The organism is Geodermatophilus sp. URMC 63 (genome assembly GCF_053502565.1).
This window is the reverse complement of sequence record NZ_CP199956.1, coordinates 3978973-3998889: the sequence shown is the minus strand read 5'-3', so window position 1 is coordinate 3998889 and position 19917 is coordinate 3978973. Positions and strand designations below refer to the sequence as shown.

General features: G+C 76.9%; 17 protein-coding genes. 9 read left to right on the top strand and 8 right to left on the bottom strand.

Annotation, left to right across the window (positions count from 1 at the left end; all coding sequences use genetic code 11):
• The first annotated feature begins 47 nt into the window (after nt 1–47).
• Complete coding sequence (locus ACWIZO_RS19525; protein ID WP_448639302.1) at nt 48–623, top strand: hypothetical protein; 576 nt, start codon at nt 48–50, stop codon at nt 621–623.
• Nucleotides 624–684: 61 nt separating this feature from the next.
• Here the strand turns inward: ACWIZO_RS19525 and recD2 are convergent, their stop codons facing one another.
• The gene (gene recD2 / locus ACWIZO_RS19520; protein ID WP_448639301.1) at nt 685–2943 is read right to left on the bottom strand and encodes an SF1B family DNA helicase RecD2; all 2259 of its coding nucleotides are present in this window, start codon (nt 2941–2943) and stop codon (nt 685–687) included.
• A 217-nt stretch (nt 2944–3160) separates the two neighbouring features.
• Here recD2 and ACWIZO_RS19515 point away from each other — a divergent pair, with 217 nt between their 5' ends.
• The 3 genes from ACWIZO_RS19515 to ACWIZO_RS19505 all read left to right on the top strand — a co-directional run bounded on the left by ACWIZO_RS19515 (nt 3161) and on the right by ACWIZO_RS19505 (nt 5252).
• Nucleotides 3161–3706 carry a single-stranded DNA-binding protein gene (locus ACWIZO_RS19515; protein WP_448639300.1) on the top strand — a complete coding sequence of 182 codons (546 nt, stop codon included), beginning with the start codon at nt 3161–3163 and terminating at the stop codon, nt 3704–3706.
• Nucleotides 3707–3902: 196 nt separating this feature from the next.
• The gene (locus tag ACWIZO_RS19510) at nt 3903–4094 is read left to right on the top strand and encodes a hypothetical protein (RefSeq protein WP_448639299.1); all 192 of its coding nucleotides are present in this window, start codon (nt 3903–3905) and stop codon (nt 4092–4094) included.
• Nucleotides 4095–4256: 162 nt separating this feature from the next.
• Nucleotides 4257–5252 carry a rod shape-determining protein gene (locus ACWIZO_RS19505; RefSeq protein ID WP_448639298.1) on the top strand — a complete coding sequence of 332 codons (996 nt, stop codon included), beginning with the start codon at nt 4257–4259 and terminating at the stop codon, nt 5250–5252.
• A gap of 3 nt (nt 5253–5255) precedes the next feature.
• On the opposite strand, the gene ACWIZO_RS19500 is transcribed toward ACWIZO_RS19505, so the two are convergent.
• A complete protein-coding gene (locus ACWIZO_RS19500) occupies nt 5256–8279 on the bottom strand; it encodes an FtsW/RodA/SpoVE family cell cycle protein (protein WP_448639297.1) in 3024 nt (1007 codons plus the stop codon).
• A 20-nt stretch (nt 8280–8299) separates the two neighbouring features.
• Nucleotides 8300–9520 (bottom strand): hypothetical protein, encoded by a 1221-nt coding sequence (locus ACWIZO_RS19495; RefSeq protein WP_448639296.1) that lies wholly within the window; start codon nt 9518–9520, stop codon nt 8300–8302.
• 180 nt (nt 9521–9700) lie between these two features.
• On the opposite strand from ACWIZO_RS19495, the gene ACWIZO_RS19490 reads away from it, so the two are divergent.
• Nucleotides 9701–10144, top strand: coding sequence for a TIGR03618 family F420-dependent PPOX class oxidoreductase (locus tag ACWIZO_RS19490; protein WP_448639295.1), 444 nt, complete (start codon nt 9701–9703; stop codon nt 10142–10144).
• 24 nt (nt 10145–10168) lie between these two features.
• On the opposite strand, the gene ACWIZO_RS19485 is transcribed toward ACWIZO_RS19490, so the two are convergent.
• From ACWIZO_RS19485 to ACWIZO_RS19465, 5 genes are all read right to left on the bottom strand, one after another.
• On the bottom strand, nt 10169–11383 hold the full coding sequence (locus ACWIZO_RS19485; protein WP_448639294.1) for a C1 family peptidase: 1215 nt from the start codon (nt 11381–11383) through the stop codon (nt 10169–10171).
• A gap of 81 nt (nt 11384–11464) precedes the next feature.
• Nucleotides 11465–11830 (bottom strand): hypothetical protein, encoded by a 366-nt coding sequence (locus tag ACWIZO_RS19480; RefSeq protein WP_448639293.1) that lies wholly within the window; start codon nt 11828–11830, stop codon nt 11465–11467.
• Between the two features lie 132 nt (nt 11831–11962).
• Nucleotides 11963–13171, bottom strand: coding sequence for a phosphoglycerate dehydrogenase (gene serA, locus ACWIZO_RS19475; protein ID WP_448639292.1), 1209 nt, complete (start codon nt 13169–13171; stop codon nt 11963–11965).
• Nucleotides 13172–13406: 235 nt separating this feature from the next.
• Nucleotides 13407–14495 (bottom strand): glutamyl-tRNA reductase, encoded by a 1089-nt coding sequence (hemA, locus tag ACWIZO_RS19470; protein WP_448639291.1) that lies wholly within the window; start codon nt 14493–14495, stop codon nt 13407–13409.
• On the bottom strand, nt 14492–15253 hold the full coding sequence (locus ACWIZO_RS19465; RefSeq protein WP_448639290.1) for a DUF2306 domain-containing protein: 762 nt from the start codon (nt 15251–15253) through the stop codon (nt 14492–14494). The genes hemA and ACWIZO_RS19465 overlap by 4 nt, the downstream gene beginning before the upstream one ends.
• A 282-nt stretch (nt 15254–15535) precedes the next feature.
• On the opposite strand from ACWIZO_RS19465, the gene ACWIZO_RS19460 reads away from it, so the two are divergent.
• The 4 genes from ACWIZO_RS19460 to ACWIZO_RS19445 all read left to right on the top strand — a co-directional run bounded on the left by ACWIZO_RS19460 (nt 15536) and on the right by ACWIZO_RS19445 (nt 19894).
• Nucleotides 15536–16657: a sensor histidine kinase gene (locus tag ACWIZO_RS19460; protein ID WP_448639289.1), complete on the top strand. Its 1122-nt coding sequence runs from the start codon at nt 15536–15538 to the stop codon at nt 16655–16657.
• Nucleotides 16654–17307, top strand: coding sequence for a response regulator (locus ACWIZO_RS19455; RefSeq protein WP_448639288.1), 654 nt, complete (start codon nt 16654–16656; stop codon nt 17305–17307). The genes ACWIZO_RS19460 and ACWIZO_RS19455 overlap by 4 nt, the downstream gene beginning before the upstream one ends.
• Nucleotides 17308–17339: 32 nt before the next feature.
• On the top strand, nt 17340–18260 hold the full coding sequence (locus ACWIZO_RS19450; protein WP_448639287.1) for an alpha/beta hydrolase: 921 nt from the start codon (nt 17340–17342) through the stop codon (nt 18258–18260).
• 110 nt (nt 18261–18370) lie between these two features.
• Nucleotides 18371–19894 (top strand): acetyl-CoA hydrolase/transferase family protein, encoded by a 1524-nt coding sequence (locus ACWIZO_RS19445; protein WP_448639286.1) that lies wholly within the window; start codon nt 18371–18373, stop codon nt 19892–19894.
• Nucleotides 19895–19917: the final 23 nt, after the last annotated feature.

Sequence of the window (19917 nt, the reverse complement as noted above, 5' to 3'; positions counted from 1 at the left end):
GCGCGGCACGCTGCACCCCGCGGGGGGCGGCACTAGCGTGCGGCGACGTGAGCGGCTTCTCCTCCGACGGTCCCGGTGGCGGTCCCGGTGGCGGTGCGGTGGACGCCGTCGCGCTGCGGACGGCGACGCCCCACGACCTGTGGCACTGGAGCCAGGAGACGTCGCAGCGCCTCGCGGAGGTGTACGGGTCGGTCCTCGCCGCCGGCACCCGTGCGGCGTGCCGGGCCTCCGCGGCCGAGTTCCTGCGGCTGGCGCGCCGCCTCCTGGCGCTGCGCCTGACCGCGGTCGCCGCCGACCGGCGCCTGGCGTTCGCGCAGCGGGTGCCGCCGACCTCCGGCGTCGCCGTGGCCGCGCTGTGGGCGGAGGTGTTCTGGACGGCGCGCGCGGAGTCGCCCGAGGACGACTCCGGTGTGCTGGAGGAGACCGACGCGTCCATCCGCGGCCTGCTGGGGCTGTCGGCGGGCGACCTGGCCGACCCCGGCGTCGTCACCGCCTGGTGGGAGCGGCTGCAGCGGGTGGAGGCGACCTTCGGCGGCCTGGAGATGGCCGCCCAGGTGGCGCTGGAGACCCGGCGGGAGCTGTACGAGCACGGGCTGGAGGTGCGTCGGCTCGACGCGCCGTGACGCCTCCCGGGCCGCGGGACCGGCGTGCAGCACGGCTCCGGCCGTCCCGGACACGGGATGGTCACCCGGGCGCGGCGGCGGGGATCCCGCCGCGCAGCCGGGCGGCCAGGGCGGTGTGCCGGCGTCCGGAGCCCGCGGCGCGCACGGCCTGACCGAGGGCCCGGGTCGAGCCGACGAGCACGACCAGTCGCTTGGCGCGGGTGACGGCGGTGTAGAGCAGGTTGCGCTGCAGCATCATCCAGGCGCTGGTGGTCAGCGGGACGACGACGCAGGGGTACTCGCTGCCCTGGGAGCGGTGGACGGTGACGGCGTAGGCGTGCACCAGCTCGTCGAGCTCGCCGAAGTCGTAGGCGATCTCCTCGTCCTCGTCGGTGACGACGGTGACGGTCTGCTGGACGGGATCGATGGCGGTGATGACGCCCTGGGTGCCGTTGAAGACGCCGTTGCGGCCCTTGTCGTAGTCGTTGCGGATCTGGCTGACCTTGTCCCCGACGCGGAACACCCGCCCGCCGAAGCGCTTCTCGGCCCGGTCGGGCCGGGCCGGGGTGAGCGCGTCCTGCAGCTGCTCGTTGAGCGCGGCGGCGCCGGCCGGGCCACGGTGCACCGGCGTGAGCACCTGGACGTCGCGGCGCGGGTCGAGGCCGAAGCGCGCCGGGATCCGGCGGGTGACGACGTCGACGGTGAGCCGGGCGGCCTCCTCGGCGTCGTCGGTGGGGAACAGGAAGAAGTCGTCGAGGCCGCGGACCTGGGGCGGGCTGCCGGCGTTGATCCGGTGCGCGTTGGTCACCACCCCCGACCGGCTGGCCTGCCGGAACACCTGCGTCAGCCGCACGTGCGGGACCGGGGTGCCCGCGGCGAGCAGGTCGCGCAGCACCTCCCCCGCGCCGACCGAGGGCAGCTGGTCGACGTCGCCGACCAGCAGCAGGTGCGCGCCCGGCGGGACGGCCCGCACCAGCTTGTTGGCCAGCAGCAGGTCCAGCATCGAGGACTCGTCGACGACGACCAGGTCGGCCTGCAGCGGCCGGTCGCGGTCGTAGGCGGCGTCCCCGCCGGGGCGCAGCTCCAGCAGCCGGTGCACGGTCACCGCCTCGACCCCGGTCAGCTCGGTCAGGCGCTTGGCGGCCCGGCCGGTCGGCGCGGCGAGGACGACCTTCGCGCCCTTGGCCGCCGCGAGGGTGACGATGGAGCGCACCGTGAAGCTCTTGCCGCAGCCGGGGCCGCCGGTGAGGACGGCGACCCGCTCGGTCAGCGCCAGCTGCACCGCGGCCCTCTGCCCGGCCGCCAGCTCCACGCCGGTGCGCCGGTGCAGCCAGGCCAGCGCCGCGTCCCAGTCCACGCCCGCGAAGGCCGCCAGCCGGTCGTCGTCGGCGCCCGCCAGCCGCCTGAGCCCCCCGGCCAGCGAGACCTCCGCCCGGTGGAAGGGGACCAGCCAGTAGGCCACGGTCTGCCCGCCCGCGTCGGGCAGCTCCTCGCGGATCAGCCCCTGGTCGGCGACCAGCAGGGCCAGGCAGTGGCGCACCAGGTCCGCCGAGACCTGCAGCACGTCGATCGCGCGGGCCACCAGCTCGGGCTCGGGCAGGAAGCAGTGCCCCTGCCCGGTGGCCTCGGAGAGCACGAACTGCAGGCCCGCCTCCACCCGCTGCGTGCTGTCGTGCGGGATGCCCACGGCGGCGGCGATCGTGTCGGCGGTCTTGAACCCGATGCCCCACACCTCGGCGGCCAGGCGGTAGGGCTCGGCGCGGACCACCCCGATCGAGGCGCCGCCGTACTGCTTGTAGATGCGCACGGCCAGCGAGGTGGAGACGCCCACGCCCTGCAGGAAGACCATCACCTCCTTGATGGCCCGCTGCTCCTCCCAGGCCGCGGTGATCAGCCGGGTCCGCTTGGGACCGAGGTTCGGGACCTCGACCAGGCGGGAGGGCTGCTCCTCGATCACCTGCAGCGCGTCGGTGCCGAAGTGGTCCACGATCCGCTCGGCCAGCCGCGGGCCGATCCCCTTCACCAGACCCGAGCCCAGGTAGCGGCGGATGCCCTGCACCGTGGCCGGCAGGACGGTGGTGTAGTCCTCGACCAGGAACTGACGGCCGTACTGCGGGTGCGCTCCCCAACGCCCGTGCAGCCGCAGCGTCTCCCCCGGCTGGGCACCCAGCAGCGACCCCACCACGGTGACCAGGTCACCGCCCCGGCCGGTGTCGACCCGGGCCACGGTGTAGCCGGTCTCGGGGTTGGCGAACGTGATCCGCTCGAGCGTCGCCTCCAGGACCGCCCCGGTCCGTGCCGCGGTCGGTGCCGCGGTCCGTGCCGCACCTGCCTCTGCCACCTGCCGTCCCCCCGGTCGTGCGCCGTCCGGCTCCCGATGGTCACACGGGACGGGGACATCCCGGCGGGCCGCGGCGGGCGGAGGGCGGGCGGAGGGCGGAGGGCAGGCGGAGACGGACGGGCGGGCGGGCGGGCGGCGGACGGGAACTGTCGGTGGCCCGCCGTAGCCTGCGGCCGCTCACCCGAGCTGTGCACTGAACGTTACGGAGGACCGGATCATGGCCGGCGACACAGTCATCACCATCATCGGCAACCTGACCAGCGACCCCGAGCTGCGCTGGACGCCCTCGGGCGCGGCGGTCGCCGACTTCACCATCGCGTCCACCCCGCGCACCCTGGACCGCCAGACCCAGGAGTGGAAGGACGGCGACCCGCTCTTCCTGCGCTGCAGCGTGTGGCGGCAGGCGGCGGAGAACGTCGCCGAGTCGCTGACCCGCGGCTCGCGCGTCATGGCGCAGGGCCGCCTCAAGCAGCGCTCCTTCGAGACCAAGGAGGGCGAGAAGCGCACCGTCGTCGAGCTGGAGGTCGACGAGATCGGCCCGTCGCTGCGCTACGCGACGGCGACGGTGGCCAAGGTCAGCCGCTCCGGCGACGGCCCCGGCGGTTTCGGGGGCGGCGGCTCCGGCGGCGGCCGCGACGGCGGCTCCGGCGGCGGCTTCGGTGGCGGCGGCTCCGGCGCGGGGCGCAGCGGTGCCGGACGCGGCGGCGCACCCGATCCCTGGGCGGCGCCGGCCGGCGACCAGGGCGAGGAGCCGCCCTTCTGAGGTCGGTCACCGGCGCACCGCCGTCCCGGCAGGGACGGCGGTGCGCCCGGTGCGCCGCCGTGCCGGGTCGCCCCCGGCCGGCCCGGTCCGGTGGCGCACCGGCACGGGGTCGGCGGGACGGCGTGTATCAGCCGGTGCCCGCCGGCGGTCCTCCGTGCAGGTCTCGACACCGACGACGAGCGAACGGGAGCGATCGGTGAACACCTACGACCCCGCGGCCGACATCCTCTACCTGCACCTGCCGGGCGGGACGGTCCCCCCGTCGACACCCCGGGGCGACCACCGCACGGACGACGGCCCCCGTGCCGACCGCCGGTCGGGGTCCCCCACCCCGCCCGGGACGGCGACGGACGCCGCCGCGGGCGCACTGCCCGGTCCGGCTCGCTGACGCCTCCCCTCGACCCGTGGCCGGGCGTCCCCCCTCCGGAGGTCGCGGTCCGGCCGCCGCGCGGTCAGACCCGCGCATGATCTGCCGTCCGGACGCGGCGGTGGGCGTAGACCTGGCACCGGCGCACCCCCAGACTGGGCGGCACGCGGCGGTCAGGAGGGCATGCGGGTGGAACTCGGCATCGACCTGGGCACCGCCAACACGGTGGTCGCCGACGTCCGTCGCGGCATCCTCTTCGACGAGCCGACGATCATGCTCCTGCAGCCCGGGCGCGCCCGCCGGGAGCGGGTCCTCGCCGTCGGGCGGGAGGCGGCCGAGCTGCTCGGTCGCGCCCCGGCCGGCTACACCGCGGTCCGGCCGCTGCACGACGGCGTGGTCACCGACCTGGAGACCACCCGGACCTACCTGCGCGCGGTGCTGCACCAGGCGGGCCGGCGGGCCTGGGGCCTGCCCGTGCGCGCCGTGGTCGGGGTGCCCGTCGGCTCCACCGCGCTGGAGCACCGCGCGCTGCTGGAGGCCGCGGAGGAGGCCGGCATCCGGCCGGCGACGGCGCTGGACGAGTCGGTCGCGGGCGCGGTCGGCTGCGGCATCGACCCGCTCGACCGGCGGGTGCACATGGTCGTCGACATCGGGGGCGGCACCGCCGAGGCGGCGGCGTTCTGCTTCGGCGGGGTCCTCGCCCACCGCACCAGCAAGCTCGCCGGTGACGAGATGACGCTGGCCGTGGCCCGCTACGTCCGCGAGGAGCGCCAGGTGCACATCGGCGAGCTGGAGGCCGAGGACCTCAAGATCCGCTCCGGGACCGAGGTGGACGGCCCGCTCGTGGTGCAGGGCCGCGACGCCGGCACCGGCCGGCCGCGGCTGGTGACGGTGCAGGCCGGCGAGGTGGTCGACGCCCTGCGGCCGATCACCGACGAGATCGTCCGGACGCTGGCCGCCTGCCTGGACGACCTCGCCCCGCAGGCGATCGCCGACGTGATGGCGGAGGGCGTGCTGGTCTTCGGTGGGGCCTCGCAGGTCCAGGGCCTGCCCCAGGAGCTGGAGCGCAGTCTCGGCCTCCCCGTCAAGCTCGCCGAGGACCCCCTGACGTGCGTGGCCGAGGGCGCCGCCCGGGCCCTGCGCAACCGCCGGCTGCTGTCGGCCTACAGCCGCAGCTGACCGTCAAGGCAGCTGCACCGGGCCGGTGGCCACGACGTCGGGCTGGTGCTCGAGGTAGTGGCGCAGACCGTCGGTCACCACGTCCGCCGCGCCGCCCGGGATGGTGTCGGGCCCCTGGACCAGCGCGGTCATGACGATCTGCGGGTCGTCCATCGGGGCGGCGGCGGACATCCAGTAGTCGTACTCGTGCTCGGTGAGGCCGCCGTCCTGGGCCGTGCCGGTCTTCGCGCCGACCGGCGCCGGGAGGTCGGCGAGGCGCACCGCGGTGCCGCCCGTCACGGCCGCCCGCATCCCCTCACGCACCGGCCCGAGCTCGGCGGCGAAGGGCACCGGCGTCGGGGCCGGTGCCGGGAGCGCGGTGTAGGGGGCGCCCTCCGTCCCGACCGCCAGGCCCAGCCGCGGGGTGACCAGCGACCCGGTGGCGACCGCAGCGGTCCACCGGGCGTTCTGCAGCGGGGTGACCTGCAGCTCGCCCTGGCCGATGCCCAGGATGACGGTGGACCCGCCGTACCACGCGCCGCCCTTCTCCTGGACCGACTCCGGCGTGCCGAGGTAGCCGGCGGACTCGGCCGGGAGGTCGATCCCGGTGCGCGCACCGACCCCGAGGGCGTGGGCGGTGTCGATCAGCGCGTCGGCGCCGAGGGCGACGGCGAGCTTGTAGAAGTAGACGTCGTTGGACACGGCGATCGACTGCACCAGGTCCATCGGCCCCATCGGCCGCCAGTTGCCGAAGGTGTGCCCGCCGTAGGTGAAGTCGGCCCCGGTGGGGACGACCTGGTGGGGCGCGAGGACGTGGTGCGCCTGGTTGGCCGCGGCCACGACGAGCTTGAACGTCGACCCGGGCGGCGCGACCGCCTGGGTCGCGTGATCGAGCATCGGTGACCCCGGTGCGCTGCTCAGGGCCTCCAGCGCCGCGGTGTCGACCGGGGGTCCGTAGACGTCGGCGTCGAACGACGGGGCGCTGGCCATGGCGAGGACCTGCCCCGACCGGGGGTCCATCGCGACGGCGGCGCCGATCTTGCCCTCCGGCCGGGGCTGTGCCAGCACGGCCGCGGCCAGGCCGGCCTCCATCTGCCGCTGCAGGCCCAGGTCGATCGAGAGCCGCAGGTCGGCACCGGGCACGGGGTCCCGCCGCTCGCCCATCGCGACCGGCACGCCGGTCGGGTCGACGTACACGCACTGCTGCCCGTCCACGCCGCGCAGCACCGCGTCGTACTTCTGCTCGAGCCCGGCGCGGCCGACGACCTCGCCCAGCGGCAGGTCGGGCCAGCGTTCCTCGTCGTCGGGCGTGGCCACCCCGACGAAGCCGAGCACCGGGGCGAGCACCGTGCCCTGGGGGTGGGCACGGCGGGGCTCCGGGACGACGAGCACGCCGGTGATCCCGGCCGCGGTGACCGCGTCGGCGACGTCCCGGGGCACCTCGGCCACCGGCAGCGACAGCGTGGTCGCGTCGGCCGCGGCGATCTCGGCGTGCAGGTCCGCGCGCGGGCGGCCGGTCAGGTCGGCCAGGCGGTCGACGTCCGCGGTCCGGGCCCGCAGCAGGGCGGGCACCACCAGCACCCGGTCCACGCCGCTGCCGACGTCCGCGGCGTCGACCGCGAGGAGTTCGTCGTGCCGGTCGGTGATGGAGCCGCGCGGGGCGGGCAGCCGGGTGCAGCGGGTCATCTGCTCCTCGCCGACGACCCGGAGGGCCGCGCCCTCGGTGCTCTGCAGCCGCCACCCGTAGACCCCGAAGGACACCAGCAGCACCGAGAGGGCGACGGCGGCCACCCGGACCAGCCGGGGCCGGTGGTGGCGCCAGCGCGGTGGCGCCCACAGGCGCCGGCGGGCGCCGTCCCTGCGGACGGCCAGGACGACCCCGATCGCGGCGAGGTGCACGACCACCGCCGTGCCGCCGTAGCTGAGCAGGGGGAACGGGATGCCCGCCAGCGGGAGGAGCCCGAGGTTGGCCCCGACCGAGACGACGGTCTCCAGGCCCAGGAGGACCGCCAGTCCCCCGCCGACGAGGGCGGCGTGCGGCGTCCGGGACGCCCGGCTGGCCAGCGCCAGCCGCCACACCAGGACGATCGCGGCGAGCACCACCCCGGCGCCGGCGACCAGTCCCCACTGGCCGACCAGGCTGGCCAGGGCCAGGTCGGTCTCCCGCTCGGGCAGGTACTCCGCGCGCAGGCCGCGCAGCGGGTCGTCGGTCCGCCCGAACAGGCCTCCCGAGGCCAGGGCGATGTGCGCCTGCCGCAGCGCCCAGCCCGAGCCGGTCGGGGACTCGTGCGCCCCGACGAGGAAGCTGCCGAGGCGTTCGACCTGGTAGGGCCGCAGCAGGCTGATCATCAGCGGCGCCGACACCACCGCCGCGGCGACCACGGGCAGCAGGAACCGGGCGGGCACGCGTCCGATGACCAGCATGGCCCCGGTGAGGACGACGAGCAGCATCGTGGTGCTGAGGTCCGGCTGGAGCAGGGTGAGCGCGATCGGCACCACCGCGAGCAGCACGGCCAGCGTGAAGCGCTGCCACGCCGGGCGGCGCGAGCCGAGGACGGAGGCGAGGACCAGCAGCAGCCCGAGCTTGGCCAGCTCCGAGGGCTGGAAGGTGAAGGAGCCGACCGCGATCCACCGGGTGGCGCCGTTGGCGGACAGGCCGACCGTGAGGACGCCGACGAGGAACACGACCGCCGTGCCGTAGGCGACCGCGCCGAGGACGCCGAGGTAGCGGACGCGGAGCCGCCAGAACGCCAGGAGGGCGAGCACCCCGGCGGCGGCGATCAGGCCCTGCCGCACGGCCAGGTCGGTGGCGCCGACGAGGGACAGGTTCGCCAGCCCGAAGCCGGCCAGCGCGAGCGCGGCGACGACGGCGAGCAGGTCGAACGCGCGGCTGCGGCGGTCCCTGCGCTGCTCGCGGGTCCGCCGCGGGCGCCCCGGCGCACCGGTGGTCGCGGACGCGCCGCCGGAGAGCCTCCGGCGCTGCCGCCGGCTCCACCGTCGGCTCCCCCGGGCACCCGCCGGCAGCCCGGCCGGTCCAGCGATCGACATGTGGTCCCCTCCTGCCGGGTTCACCCGGTCGGTCGGTCGGGCGGGCACGACCCGGCGGACACCGGCGGGGAGGCCGCGGCCGCGGGCAGGCCGGTGACGGCCAGCACCGCCACGGCCGGCAGGTCGGGGAGCGCGACCGTGCCGACGGCCGTCACCTGCCGGCCTCCGGGCGGCACGGTGACCGTCCCGCCCGGCACGGTGGTCGCTGCCCCGGTGCAGCGGTCGACGACCCGGTAGGACCAGGTCACGGTCCGTTCGGGTCCTGCCTCGAGCCGCACCTGCAGGCGCAGGGTGCAGGCGGTGGCCGGCGCGCACCGCTCGAGCGGGCGCAGGTCGACCCCGGTCACGTCCCCGGCCGCCGCGGGCGCCGGCGGCACGACCGGCAGGCCGTCGGGTTCCGGCGCGGTGGACGACGCCGACCCGCTGCGCCCGGCGTCCAGGAGCAGGTCGACGTCGGCGGCGATGTCGTCGCGGAGCACGGCGACCTCCAGCACGACGACCGCGGCGAGGACCAGCACCGAGAGCAGCCACGCACCGGCACGCCGCACCGCGGTCCCCGTCCCCCGTGGCCCGGCGCGCCCGGCCGGGGTGGCACGGACCACGGCCGACGGGCCGCCGGGTGCCGTGCCGCCGGGTGCCGTGCCGCCCCGTGCCGTGGGCCCCGGTGCCGCCGTGCGCGCACCGACGGCCTGGACCAGCGCGCCGAGCTCGGCGCGGACGACCGTGCGGTCGGTGCCGGCGACCGCCTCCTGCAGCACCCGGGCGACGGCGGGGACGCCGGCGTCCGGCAGGTCGGTCGCTGCCCGCTCCAGCCGGGCCAGCAGCTCCTCGGCCGCCGGGTCCGCGGGGCGGCCGCGCAGCCGGGCGGCACCGGCGACGGCGGCGAGGACCGCCGCGAGGTCGGCCGCGGTCCGACCGGCAGCGGCCGGCCCGGCGCCAGGGACCGGGCGCAGGAGCACCTCGCCGTCGGCGGTGACGACCGGCTCGACCGGGTCGCCGTCCCGGCCCGCGGTGTCCGGGTGCTCCCGCCTGTCCGCGGCGGCCAGCAGGCCCACGCCCACCTCGAGCGCCTGCGGGGCGGTCAGCCGCACCAGGGCCAGCAGGCGGGCCAGCTCCACGCCCTGCGGGAGGACCGCCGCCGGTCCGCCCGGCGGCCGCTGGTCCCGGTCGCGCAGGTCGGGAGCCGGGGCCGGCTCGGGCTCCCGGACCTCGGTGGCCTGTTCCGTCCTCAGGTCCGTCACCGACCGCCCCCTCTGCTGCTCCGGCCGGTCACCGACGGACCGGGGGCCCATGCTGGACCGGGGTGGCTCAGATGTCAGGGGGTTGCGGCGCGGCGGGCGTGCGGGCCGTGCGACCGAGCCGTGCGACCGGGACCGGCCGCTGCCCGGCGCCGGTGCCGGTTCCGGTGTCAGGGTGCTCGCATGACGAGCCTCGACGACGTCTCGGCCATCGCCGCGAGCGAGCACGGGCTGGCGGTGGTGTCCACCGTGCGCGGTGACGCGAGCATCCAGGCGTCCGTGGTGAACGCCGGGGTCCTCCCCCACCCCGCCACGGGGGACCCGGTCGTGGCGTTCGTGACCTACGGCCGCGTGAAGCTCGCCAACCTCCGCGCCCGCCCGCAGGTGGCCCTCACCGTCCGGCACGGCTGGCGGTGGGCGACGGTCGAGGGACGCGCGCAGCTGGCCGGGCCCGACGACGCGCAGCCGTGGCTGAGCCGGTCCGACCAGCTGCGCCTGCTGCTGCCCGCGGTGTTCACCGCCGCCGGCGGCCGGCACGGCGACTGGGCCGAGTACGACCGCGTCATGGCCGAGCAGCGGCGCACCGCGGTGCTCGTGGAGCCGGGCCGGGTGTACGGCAACGGCTGACCCCCGTCCGCGGCGGCCGACGGCTCAGTTCGACTCGATCCGGATCCTGACGTGGGGACCGACGTCGATGACGACGGACGTGCCCGTCCCGCCCGCGGCCCGCTCGTCCGCGTCGGCCTCCTCACCGGCGCCGCCGACCCCGGGCACGGCCGCCGAGTAGGCCTCCCAGGCCTCGTTCGCGACGTACTGGTACGGGATCGTCCCGTAGCCCGGCCCGTAGGGGGACTGGGCGGCCCAGCTGGTGCTCCAGCTGTTGCGGACGAGGAAGTAGCCGCCGCCGGGACCGCTCGCCGTGTCCTGGTGGCCGACGAGGCACACGGCGTGCCCGCCGACCGACGCCTCGTTCCCCAGGCGCATGGTGATGCGTCCGGAGCGGCGGGTCTCCGCGCTGCGGTACCAGCTGTCGTAGACCGGGATGGACAGGGTCACCGGACGCTGCCGGGCGAGCTCGGCCTTGTAGGCGGCCACGACCCGCGTGGCCACGGCGTGGGTCACGAGGCGGTGGCGCAGGCCGTCGGGTCGCGCCTGCGCCGGCCGCGTCCCGTGGTTGTTGCACGGGGGGTTCGGGTCGTACGGCCACACCGCCTCGCGGCACTGACCCCGGTCGCGGAGCGCCAGGACGGCCTTGGACTGCCAGGTGCCGCAGCCGTCCGGAGCGCCGTCGACGCGCTTGATCTCGTCGTACAGGTGCTGCTCGGAGAGGTCCTCGTCCTGGCCACGCCGGCGGAGGACGTACTCGTTGAGCGCGGTCAGGGTGAAGGAGACGCAGGTGCCGCGGGAGGCCTGGTTCCGGATGGGGGGCAGGAAGGGGATCAGGTTGACCGCCGAGGGCGGCGCAGCGGCCGGGACCGCGGAGCGGGCCGCGCCGGCGGCGCTGGCCTCGGCCGCCGCGACGATCTCGGGGGTCGGTTCCCGGACGCCGAGACCCAGGTCGGCCACGGTGGTCGGCCGGCTCAGCAGCTCGGCCCGCTCGGCCGGCACCGCGGCGCGCGCCGAGTCGAGCAGCGCCCGCCAGGCCTCGTCGTCCACCCCCAGGGCCTGCCGCAGGTCGCCCTCGAGACCGGGGACGGCGGACACGGCGACCAGCTGCTCGGCGTCCTCGATCCCCAGCCCGGTCAGCGCCGTCACCGCCGTCGCCGACCGGCCCGCGGCGACGGCGGAGGCGACGAGCAGGTGCGCACCGAACCCGGAGACCGCGGCGTCGCCGCTCCCTGTCGCGTCACTCGCTCCTGATGACATCGCTCCTCCTCCACCGGTGGTCGCCCACGGGGGTGGCGGGAGCGCACCGGGTGGGCGGGAGCGGGACCCGCCGCGCCGGGGTCAGCCCCCGTCGTGCTCCTCGTCCCGGGACCGGGGCGGGAGGACCCCGAGGCCGTACTCGCCCGCGTCGACGGGTCGGTCGAGGTCGTCGCGCGCCTCGGGGGTCAGCGTGGCGCGGGCGTTCTCGACGAGCTGCCGCACCCGGTCCTCGCTCGTCTGCAGCTGCTGGGCGAGGGAGGGGATGCCGCCGGTCGTCGCGGCGACGGCGACCAGCTGCTCGGCGCTGGTGATCCACACCTCGCCGAGCCGGCTGGTGTCCTCGGCGGTCGCGCCGGGCACGTCCTCCAGCGGTGTCTCGCTGATGGTCTCCTCCTCGTCCCGGCGGAGGGCCGAGCCCGCCGCCCCGGTGCCGCGCTCCGCGCGCACCCCCGGGTGCGGGTCGTCGGGTCCGAGGCTAGGCCGGACGCGTCACCGGATCGTCATGTCCGTGTCACCGCTGCCGCGCCACCGGCCCGGGCCCGCGGAACCGCCGGACGCCCCCCCCCCCCCCCCCCGGGGTCAGCCGGCGGGAGGGGGCAGCACCGTCAGGCGGACGGTCTCCGGGAGCGCCCGCAGCGCGGCCAGCAGCTCCTCCGGCGGCGTCGCGCTGACGTCGGTGACCGCGTAGCCGAGCTCGCCGCGGGTGGCCAGCACCTGGCCGTCCACGTTGAGCCCGTGCTCGCCGACCAGCGCGTCGGCGCGGGCGAGGACACCGGGCACGTTGCGGTGCAGCAGCGCGAACCGGGCCGCGGAGGAACCGTGCAGGGCCACGGTGGGCAGGTTGACGCTCAGCGTCGTCGTCCCGGAGACGGTGTAGTCGGCGAGCTTGCCGGCGACGAACCGCCCGATGTCGTGCTGGGCCTCCTGGGTCGACCCGCCGACGTGCGGGGTGAGGATGACGTTGGGCAGCCCGCGCAGCGCCGAGGTGAACGGGTCGCCCTGCTCGCGTGGCTCGTGGGGGAACACGTCGACGGCCGCGCCGGCGATGTGGCCGGACAGCACGTTCTCGCGCAGCGCCTCGTGGTCGACGACGAACCCGCGGGAGAGGTTGAGGAACAGGCTGCGGCGGCGCATCCGGGCGAACTGCTCGGCGCCGAAGAGCCCGGCGTTGCCGGCCCGCCCGTCGACGTGCAGGGTCACCGTCTCGGCCCGCTCGAGCAGCTCCTCCAGGCTGCCGCAGGCCTGCGCGTTGCCCAGCGCGAGCTTGTCCTCGAGGTCGTAGAAGAGGACCCGCATGCCCAGCGCCTCGGCGAGCACCGACAGCTGGCTGCCGATGTTGCCGTAGCCGACGATGCCCAGCGTCCGCCCGCGGATCTCGTGGCTGCCGGCCGCCGACTTGTCCCACGTCCCGGCGTGCAGCGCGCGGTCCCGGTCGACCAGCCGCCGGGCCAGGATGATGATCTCGGCGATGGCCATCTCCACCACGCTGCGGGTGTTGGAGTACGGCGCGTTGAACACCGCCACCCCGGCGGTGGCGGCCGCGGCGAGGTCGATCTGGTTGGTGCCGATGCAGAAGGCCCCCACCGCCGCCAGGCCGGGACGGTGGCGGACGACGTCGGCGGTCACCTGGGTCTTCGAGCGGATGCCCAGGACGTCGACGCCGTCGAGGGCGGCGATCAGGTCGGCCTCGTCCAGCGCTCCCCGCAGCGACTCGACCTCGTAGCCGGCCGAGCCGAGGAGGTCGGCCGCCACCGCGTCGATGTTCTCCAGCAGCAGGGCTCTCGGCACGGGTCGTTCTCCTCGTCGGCAGGACCGGGCAGCCGCGCGCCCGACCTCGCGCCGCCGGCCGGGCTCGGCGGGCGGGGCGGGGTCCCGGTCGGGTGGGGCACGCAGGCCCCGGTCCGGGTGGTGGACCACGTCGACGACGAGTATCCGGGCTCCGGCAGCGGGCGGTGGGCACCGGGTGGCGCCCGGGACGCCGGGTGCTCGCGCGGCGGCGGGTGGGTGGGAGTGGGCAGGGTGGTCATCGCGGGTCTCCGGGAGGACGGGGGTCGGTCGGCCGGGACGGGACGGGCGCCCGGTCCTGCCGGGCCGGGGAGCGTCGGTGCCGGCCGGCCAGCCGCGCCGCCTCGGCCTCGACCAGGGCCCGCGCGGCGGCGACGGCGTCGGCCGCCGCGGCCCCGCCGCCTGCCCTCGCCTCGCGCTGCAGCAGGGCGAGGTCCACGACGTGGACGGCGGGCAGCGCCGCGACGGCCGGGTCGACGTCGCGGGGCAGTGCCAGGTCGACGACGACCAGCGGACGGTCCGGCCGGCCGCTCACGGCGCGGGAGACCACCCCGGCACCCAGGACCGGGCCGGGGGCCCCGGTGCAGGTGAGCAGGACATCGGCGGCGGCCACCTCGCGGGGCAGGTCGGCCGGGTCGGCGGCGCGGCCGCCGACCCGTCCGGCCAGCCGCCGCGCCGAGGCCGTCGTCCGGCTGCTGACCGTCACCGCGGCACCCCGGCGGGCCAGGGCGGTGGCCGCCAGTGCCCCCATCGACCCGGCGCCCACCACCAGCGCCGAGCGGCCGCGGAGGGGACCGGTGCAGTCCTCGGCGCGGTCCAGGGCGACCGCCACCAGGGAGGGGCCGGCCCGGTCGATGCCGGTCTCGGAGCGCACCCGCTTGCCCACGCGCAGCGCCCGCTGGGCCACCGGGTGCAGCGCGCGGCCGACCGTGCCCTCCTCCTGCGCCAGCGCGTACGCCGCGCGCAGCTGGCCCAGCACCTGCGGCTCGCCCACGACCATCGAGTCCAGGCCCGCGGCGACGGCGAACAGGTGGGCGACCGCCCGGTCCCCGCGGTGCACGGTCAGGTACGGGGAGAGTTCCTCCACCACCACCCCGGCGGAGCGGGCCAGCACCCGGCTCACGTCGGCCACGCCGCCGTGGCAGCCGTCGACCTCGGCGAGGACCTCGACCCGGTTGCAGGTGGCCAGCACCAGCGCCTCGCGGACGGAGTTCCGGGCGACCAGTCGGTGCAGCGCCGCGGCCACGTCGCCGCCGGCCATCGCGCACCGCTCGAGCACCTCGATCGGGGCGGTCCGGTGGCTGACGCCGACCGCGAGGAGGCTCACGCCGCCCCCTCCGGCTCGGCCGCCGCGCCGGCGGTCACAAGGCGCTGCGACGCGGGACGGCGGTGCCGGCTCGCAGCGCGGCGCCGCCGGGTCCCCAGGTACCACTCGGCGACGGCGAGGTCGACCACCCAGGACACCAGCGCGAGCGTGGCGTAGGCGCGGTCGGCCGCGACGCCGACGTCCGTGCCCAGGACGACCAAGAGGGCGGTCAGGGGCACGTTCAGCAACCGCAGCGTGACGGCGGTGTAGGTCAGGGCGAAGGTCCGGACCGCCCAGCGCCGGTGCCCGGCGACGTCCCGGCGCCGGATCGCCCGGTACGCCGCCGCCGCGCAGACCAGCCACACGATCCCGGTGGTGCCGAACCCGACGCCCACCACCGCTCCGCCCGTGGTGAACGGGGCGATGGCCACGCTGGTGCACCCGGCGACCGCGATCGCGCCGAGCACGACCCGGCCGGCCACCCGGTGCAGCCGCGGCCACCGTGCCCGCACCCGCGCCGCGATCTGCAGCGGGGCCAGCAGCAGTGCCAGGCCGCCGGTGACGACGTGCACCAGGAACACCAGGGAGACGGCGCTCCCCTGCTCGGCGTAGTGGGGGGCGAGGTTCCCCGACGCCGACACCAGGTACGGCGTCACGAACAGGACGACGACCGCCACCGCGGTCAGGGAGAGGAACCCGTAGGCGACCCGCCGCCCGGCCCCTCCCCTCGGTCGCCGCCTGCTCCCTCGCCGGGCCGTCCGCTGCTCGTTCCCTGTCATGGGGGTCTCCGGTGCTGCCGTGCCGGGCCGGGCCGGCGGTCTGCGGGGTCCCAGGTTCGCGGCGGGCGGACGCCGTCCACGAGCCCCGCGGGGGTCGGGGTCCGCTCTCCCGCGGGTGGACTCCAGGGGCCGGCTCCTCCCCCGCCTCCTGCGCCGCCTCCCTCGCGCGAGGCAGCCACGACGACTCCCGCGGGGTGTCGCCGCGGCGGGCCCCGCGAGGCACGATGGGAGGTGTCGCCACCTGCCCCGACCGGCCGTACACCCCGGCGCCGCCGTCCGTGGGTGCCTGCCCGGACCGACGTGTGGCTCGCCGGCGCCATGGCGGTGGCCTCGGCCGCGTGGGTCCTGGCCGACACCGCCGGCCCCCCGTACCGGCCGGCCGGCGTCCCCGCGCTCCTCCTCGCCGCGGTCGCGGCGGCCGGGCTGCTCTGGCGCCAGGTCGCACCGCTGGCCGCGGTGTCGGTGACCGGCCTCCTCGTCGTGGCCAACGCGGCGGCCGGGCACATCGTCGGGCCGGTCCAGTTCCCGCTGTGGATGGCCCTGTTCACCTGCTACGCGGTCGGGGGGCGCCGGCTGCGTGCGGCGGCCGCCGCGGGAACGGTCCTGGCCCTCGCCGGCTACGTGGCGTTCGACCGCGGCACCCCGGTCGCCGAGCTGCCGGCCATCGCCGTGCTGTTCCTGTTCGCGACCGTCGCGGGGGAACTGAGCAGGCGGCGGGCGCGGGCCGCGGCGGCGGAGGCGCGGCGGGCGGACGAGAACGACCGGCGGGCGCTGGTGGCCGAGCGGCTGCTCGCGCAGGAGCGCACCCGGCTGGCCCGCGAGCTGCACGACTCGCTCGGGCACACGGTCAACGTCATGGTCCTGCAGGCCGGGGTGGGGCGGCGGGTGTTCGGCGAGAACCCCGCCTTCGCGCAGGAGGCGCTGAGCGGCATCGAGACCATGGGCCGCGGCGCGCTGGAGGAGCTCGACCGGCTGCTCCGGGTGCTGCAGCCCGACGAGGGCAACCGACACGCCGTGCCGTTCGCACCGACGATGGCGGACCTGGAGGAACTGGCCGGCCGGATCCGGTCGACCGGGCGCCCGGTGGAGCTCAGCATGGACGGCGTCGAGCTGCCGGACAGCACCGCACGGGCGCTGTACCGGATCGTGCAGGAGGCGCTGACCAACGCCGTCCGGCACACGGCCGCCGGCCGGATCCGGGTCGAGGTCACGCGGGACGGCGACCGGGTCGTGACCGACGTCCTCAACGAGGGCGCCCGGTGCGAGGAGCCCGTGTCGGGGCGCGGGCTGGTCAACATGCGCGAGCGGGCCCGGCTGGAGGGCGGCTCGCTGGAGGCCGGCCCGGTCGAGGGCGGGTTCCGGGTGCGGGCGGTGCTGCCGGCCACCTCGGCGGTGACGGCGTGATCCGGGTCCTGCTCGCCGACGACGACGCCCTGGTGCGCGGCGGGCTGCGGGCGCTGCTGGGCGCCGAGGACGACATCGACGTCGTCGGGGAGGCCGCCGACGGCCGGCAGGCGGTCAGCCGCGCGCGGGACCTGCAGCCCGACGTCGTCCTCATGGACGTGCGCATGCCCGGCGTCGACGGGGTCGGCGCGACCCGCGAGATCGTGTCGTGGCCGCGGCGCCCACGGGTGCTGGTGCTCACCACCTTCGACCTCGACGAGGTGGTCGACGACGCCCTCGACGCCGGCGCCGACGGCTTCCTGCTCAAGCGCGCCACGCCCGAGCAGCTCGTCGACGGGATCCGCACGGTCGTCGCCGGCGATGCGCTGGTCGCCCCGGCGGTGACCCGGCGGCTGCTGGCCCTGCACGCCGGCCGGCGGCCGCCCGACCGCGACCGGCTGGCGCGGGCGGCGCAGCTGACCGAGCGGGAGGCGGAGGTGCTGCGCGCCCTGGCCGAGGGCCTGTCGAACGCCGAGATCGCCCGCCGCATCTGGATCTCGCCGGAGACGGTCAAGACCCACGTCAAGAGCATCCTGGCCAAGCTGGGCGTGCGGGACCGCACGCAGGCCGTGGTCTGGGCGTACCGGACCGGCTTCACCGGCACGCCGTGACCGGGGACCGTCCCGCACGGGGGGAGCGCTCCGTGCCGACGCCGTCCTTCCACCCCGATCTGCGCGCGGCGCGGTTCGTCCCCCGCACCGTGGTGGGCCCGCGCACCCTGCGGCCGGTCCGACTCGGAACCCGGGTGCTCGCCGCTGCCCGCCGGCAGCAGGGCGCGGTGGCGGTACCGGTCGCGCCGGGGGTGTCGGTGCGCCTGTTCCGCCCGGCGTCGGCCGGCCCCCGGACGCCGGCACTGCTGTGGATGCACAGCGGGGGGCTGGTCATCGGCACCGCCCGCCAGGACGACCGCGCCTGCCGCCGCCTCGCCGACGGGCTGGGCATCGCGGTCGCCTCCGTGGAGTACCGGCTCGCGCCGGAACACCCCTTCCCCACCCCGCTGGAGGACTGCGCCGCCGCGCTCCGGTGGCTGGCGGGGCAGCCGTTCGTCGACCCGGAGCGGATCGCGCTCGGGGGCGCCAGCGCCGGCGGCGGCCTGGCGGCCGCGCTGGCGCTGCACACCCGGGAGCACGGCGGGGTGCGACCGGTCCTGCAGCTGCTCTCCTACCCGATGCTCGACGACCGGACGGCGGCGCGCACCGACCTCGACCAGCGCTGCGTGCGGATCTGGAACCAGCGCAGCAACCGGTTCGCCTGGCGGTCCTACCTCGGCCCGGCCCGGCCGACCGCGGAGGTCCCCGCGCTGGCGGCGCCGGCGCGCGCCCGGGACCTGTCCGGTCTCCCGCCGGCCTGGATCGGCGTGGGTACCTGCGACCTGTTCCACGACGAGGACGTGGCCTACGCCCGGCGGCTGGCGCAGGCCGGGGTCGACTGCGCCCTGCACGTCGTGCCCGGGGCGTACCACCTCTTCGACGACGTCGAGCCGGGGGCAGCGGTCTCCCGCGCATTCCTCCGGGCCCGGACCGCCGCGCTGGCCGCCGCCCTCGACCGCGGCCGCGGTTCCTGACCGGCCCGTTCCACCGCCCGCCCCGGCACGGGTCCGGGTAGCGTCGCCGGCGAGGCGCCGGGCGGCCCGGACCCCGTCGACCCCGCCGGCGCCCGGGGAGGTCGCGGGCCATGACGAGCGAAGGACGCATCCGGCACGCGGGTCTGCGGCGGAAGGTGGTCCCGGCCGAGGAGGCCGCGGCCCTGATCACCCCCGGGTCGACCGTGGGCATGAGCGGTTTCACCGGGGCGGGCTACCCCAAGGCGGTCCCGCTCGCCCTGGCGCGGCGGATCGCGGAGGCCAACGCCGCCGGCACCCCGTTCCGGATCAACGTGTGGACCGGCGCGTCGACCGCCCCGGAGCTCGACGGCGCGCTCGCCGCCGCGGACGGCATCGAGCTGCGGCTCCCCTACCAGTCCGACCCGGTGAGCCGCGAGAAGATCAACGCCGGGACGATGGAGTACATCGACGTGCACCTCTCGCACGTCGCGCAGATGGCGTGGGAGGGCTTCCTCGGCCCGCTCGACGTCGCGCTGGTCGAGGTCAGCGCGATCACCGCGGACGGCGACCTGGTGCCCTCGTCCTCCATCGGCAACAACAAGACCTGGCTGGACCGGGCCGACGCGGTGGTCCTCGAGGTCAACGCGTGGCAGAGCGAGGCCCTCGAGGGCATGCACGACGTCTACTACGGCACCGCGCTCCCGCCCGACCGCAGGCCCATCCCGCTGACCCGCCCGGGCGACCGGATCGGCGTGCCGCACCTGCGGTGCCCGCCGGAGAAGGTGGTCGCGGTCGTCGAGACCGACGCCCCCGACCGCAACAGCCCCTTCAAGGCGCCCGACGAGGCGTCGCGGCGGATCGCCGGGCACCTCATCGAGTTCCTGGAGCACGAGGTGGGCCGCGGCCGCGTGCCACCGGGCCTGCTCCCCCTGCAGTCCGGGGTGGGCAACGTGGCCAACGCGGTCCTCGCCGAGCTGGCGCAGTCGCCGTTCGAGGACCTCGCCGCCTACACCGAGGTCATCCAGGACGGCATGCTCGAGCTGCTGCAGTCGGGGCGGATGTCGGTCGCCTCGGCCACGGCCTTCTCCCTGAGCGAGGCCGCCGCCGCGGACGTCAACGACAACGCGGCCGACTACCGCGACCGGATCGTGCTGCGCCCGCAGGAGATCAGCAACCACCCGGAGATCGTGCGCCGCCTCGGCGTGCTGGCCATGAACGGCGTCATCGAGGCCGACATCTACGGCAACGTCAACTCCACGCACCTCATGGGCAGCCGCATCCAGAACGGCATCGGCGGCTCCGGCGACTTCGCCCGCAACGCCTACATCTCCTTCTTCGTCACCCCGTCGACGGCGAAGGGCGGCGCCATCTCCAGCATCGTGCCGATGGTGTCGCACGTGGACCACACCGAGCACGACGTGCACGTCGTCGTCACCGAGCAGGGGCTGGCCGACCTGCGCGGGCTGGCCCCGCGCAAGCGGGCGCGGCTGCTGATCGACAACTGCGCGCACCCGGACTACCGGCCGCTGCTGGAGGACTACCTGGACCGGGCGCTCAAGGGCGCCTACGGCCGGCACACCCCGCACCTGCTCGAGGAGGCGCTGAGCTGGCACGCCCGGTTCGTCCGCACCGGCAGCATGGCACCGCAGTCCTGACCGCAGTCCCGACGACCGCAGTC

Excerpts from the sequence above, each read along its gene's own strand:
- ACWIZO_RS19445 (WP_448639286.1), top strand. The coding sequence starts at position 18,371 with ATGACGAGCGAAGGACGCATCCGGCACGCGGGTCTGCGGCGGAAGGTG.
- ACWIZO_RS19500 (WP_448639297.1), bottom strand. The coding sequence starts at position 8,279 with ATGTCGATCGCTGGACCGGCCGGGCTGCCGGCGGGTGCCCGGGGGAGC.
- ACWIZO_RS19505 (WP_448639298.1), top strand. The coding sequence starts at position 4,257 with ATGCGGGTGGAACTCGGCATCGACCTGGGCACCGCCAACACGGTGGTC.
- ACWIZO_RS19465 (WP_448639290.1), bottom strand. The coding sequence starts at position 15,253 with ATGACAGGGAACGAGCAGCGGACGGCCCGGCGAGGGAGCAGGCGGCGA.
- ACWIZO_RS19515 (WP_448639300.1), top strand. The coding sequence starts at position 3,161 with ATGGCCGGCGACACAGTCATCACCATCATCGGCAACCTGACCAGCGAC.
- ACWIZO_RS19485 (WP_448639294.1), bottom strand. The coding sequence starts at position 11,383 with ATGTCATCAGGAGCGAGTGACGCGACAGGGAGCGGCGACGCCGCGGTC.
- ACWIZO_RS19490 (WP_448639295.1), top strand. The coding sequence starts at position 9,701 with ATGACGAGCCTCGACGACGTCTCGGCCATCGCCGCGAGCGAGCACGGG.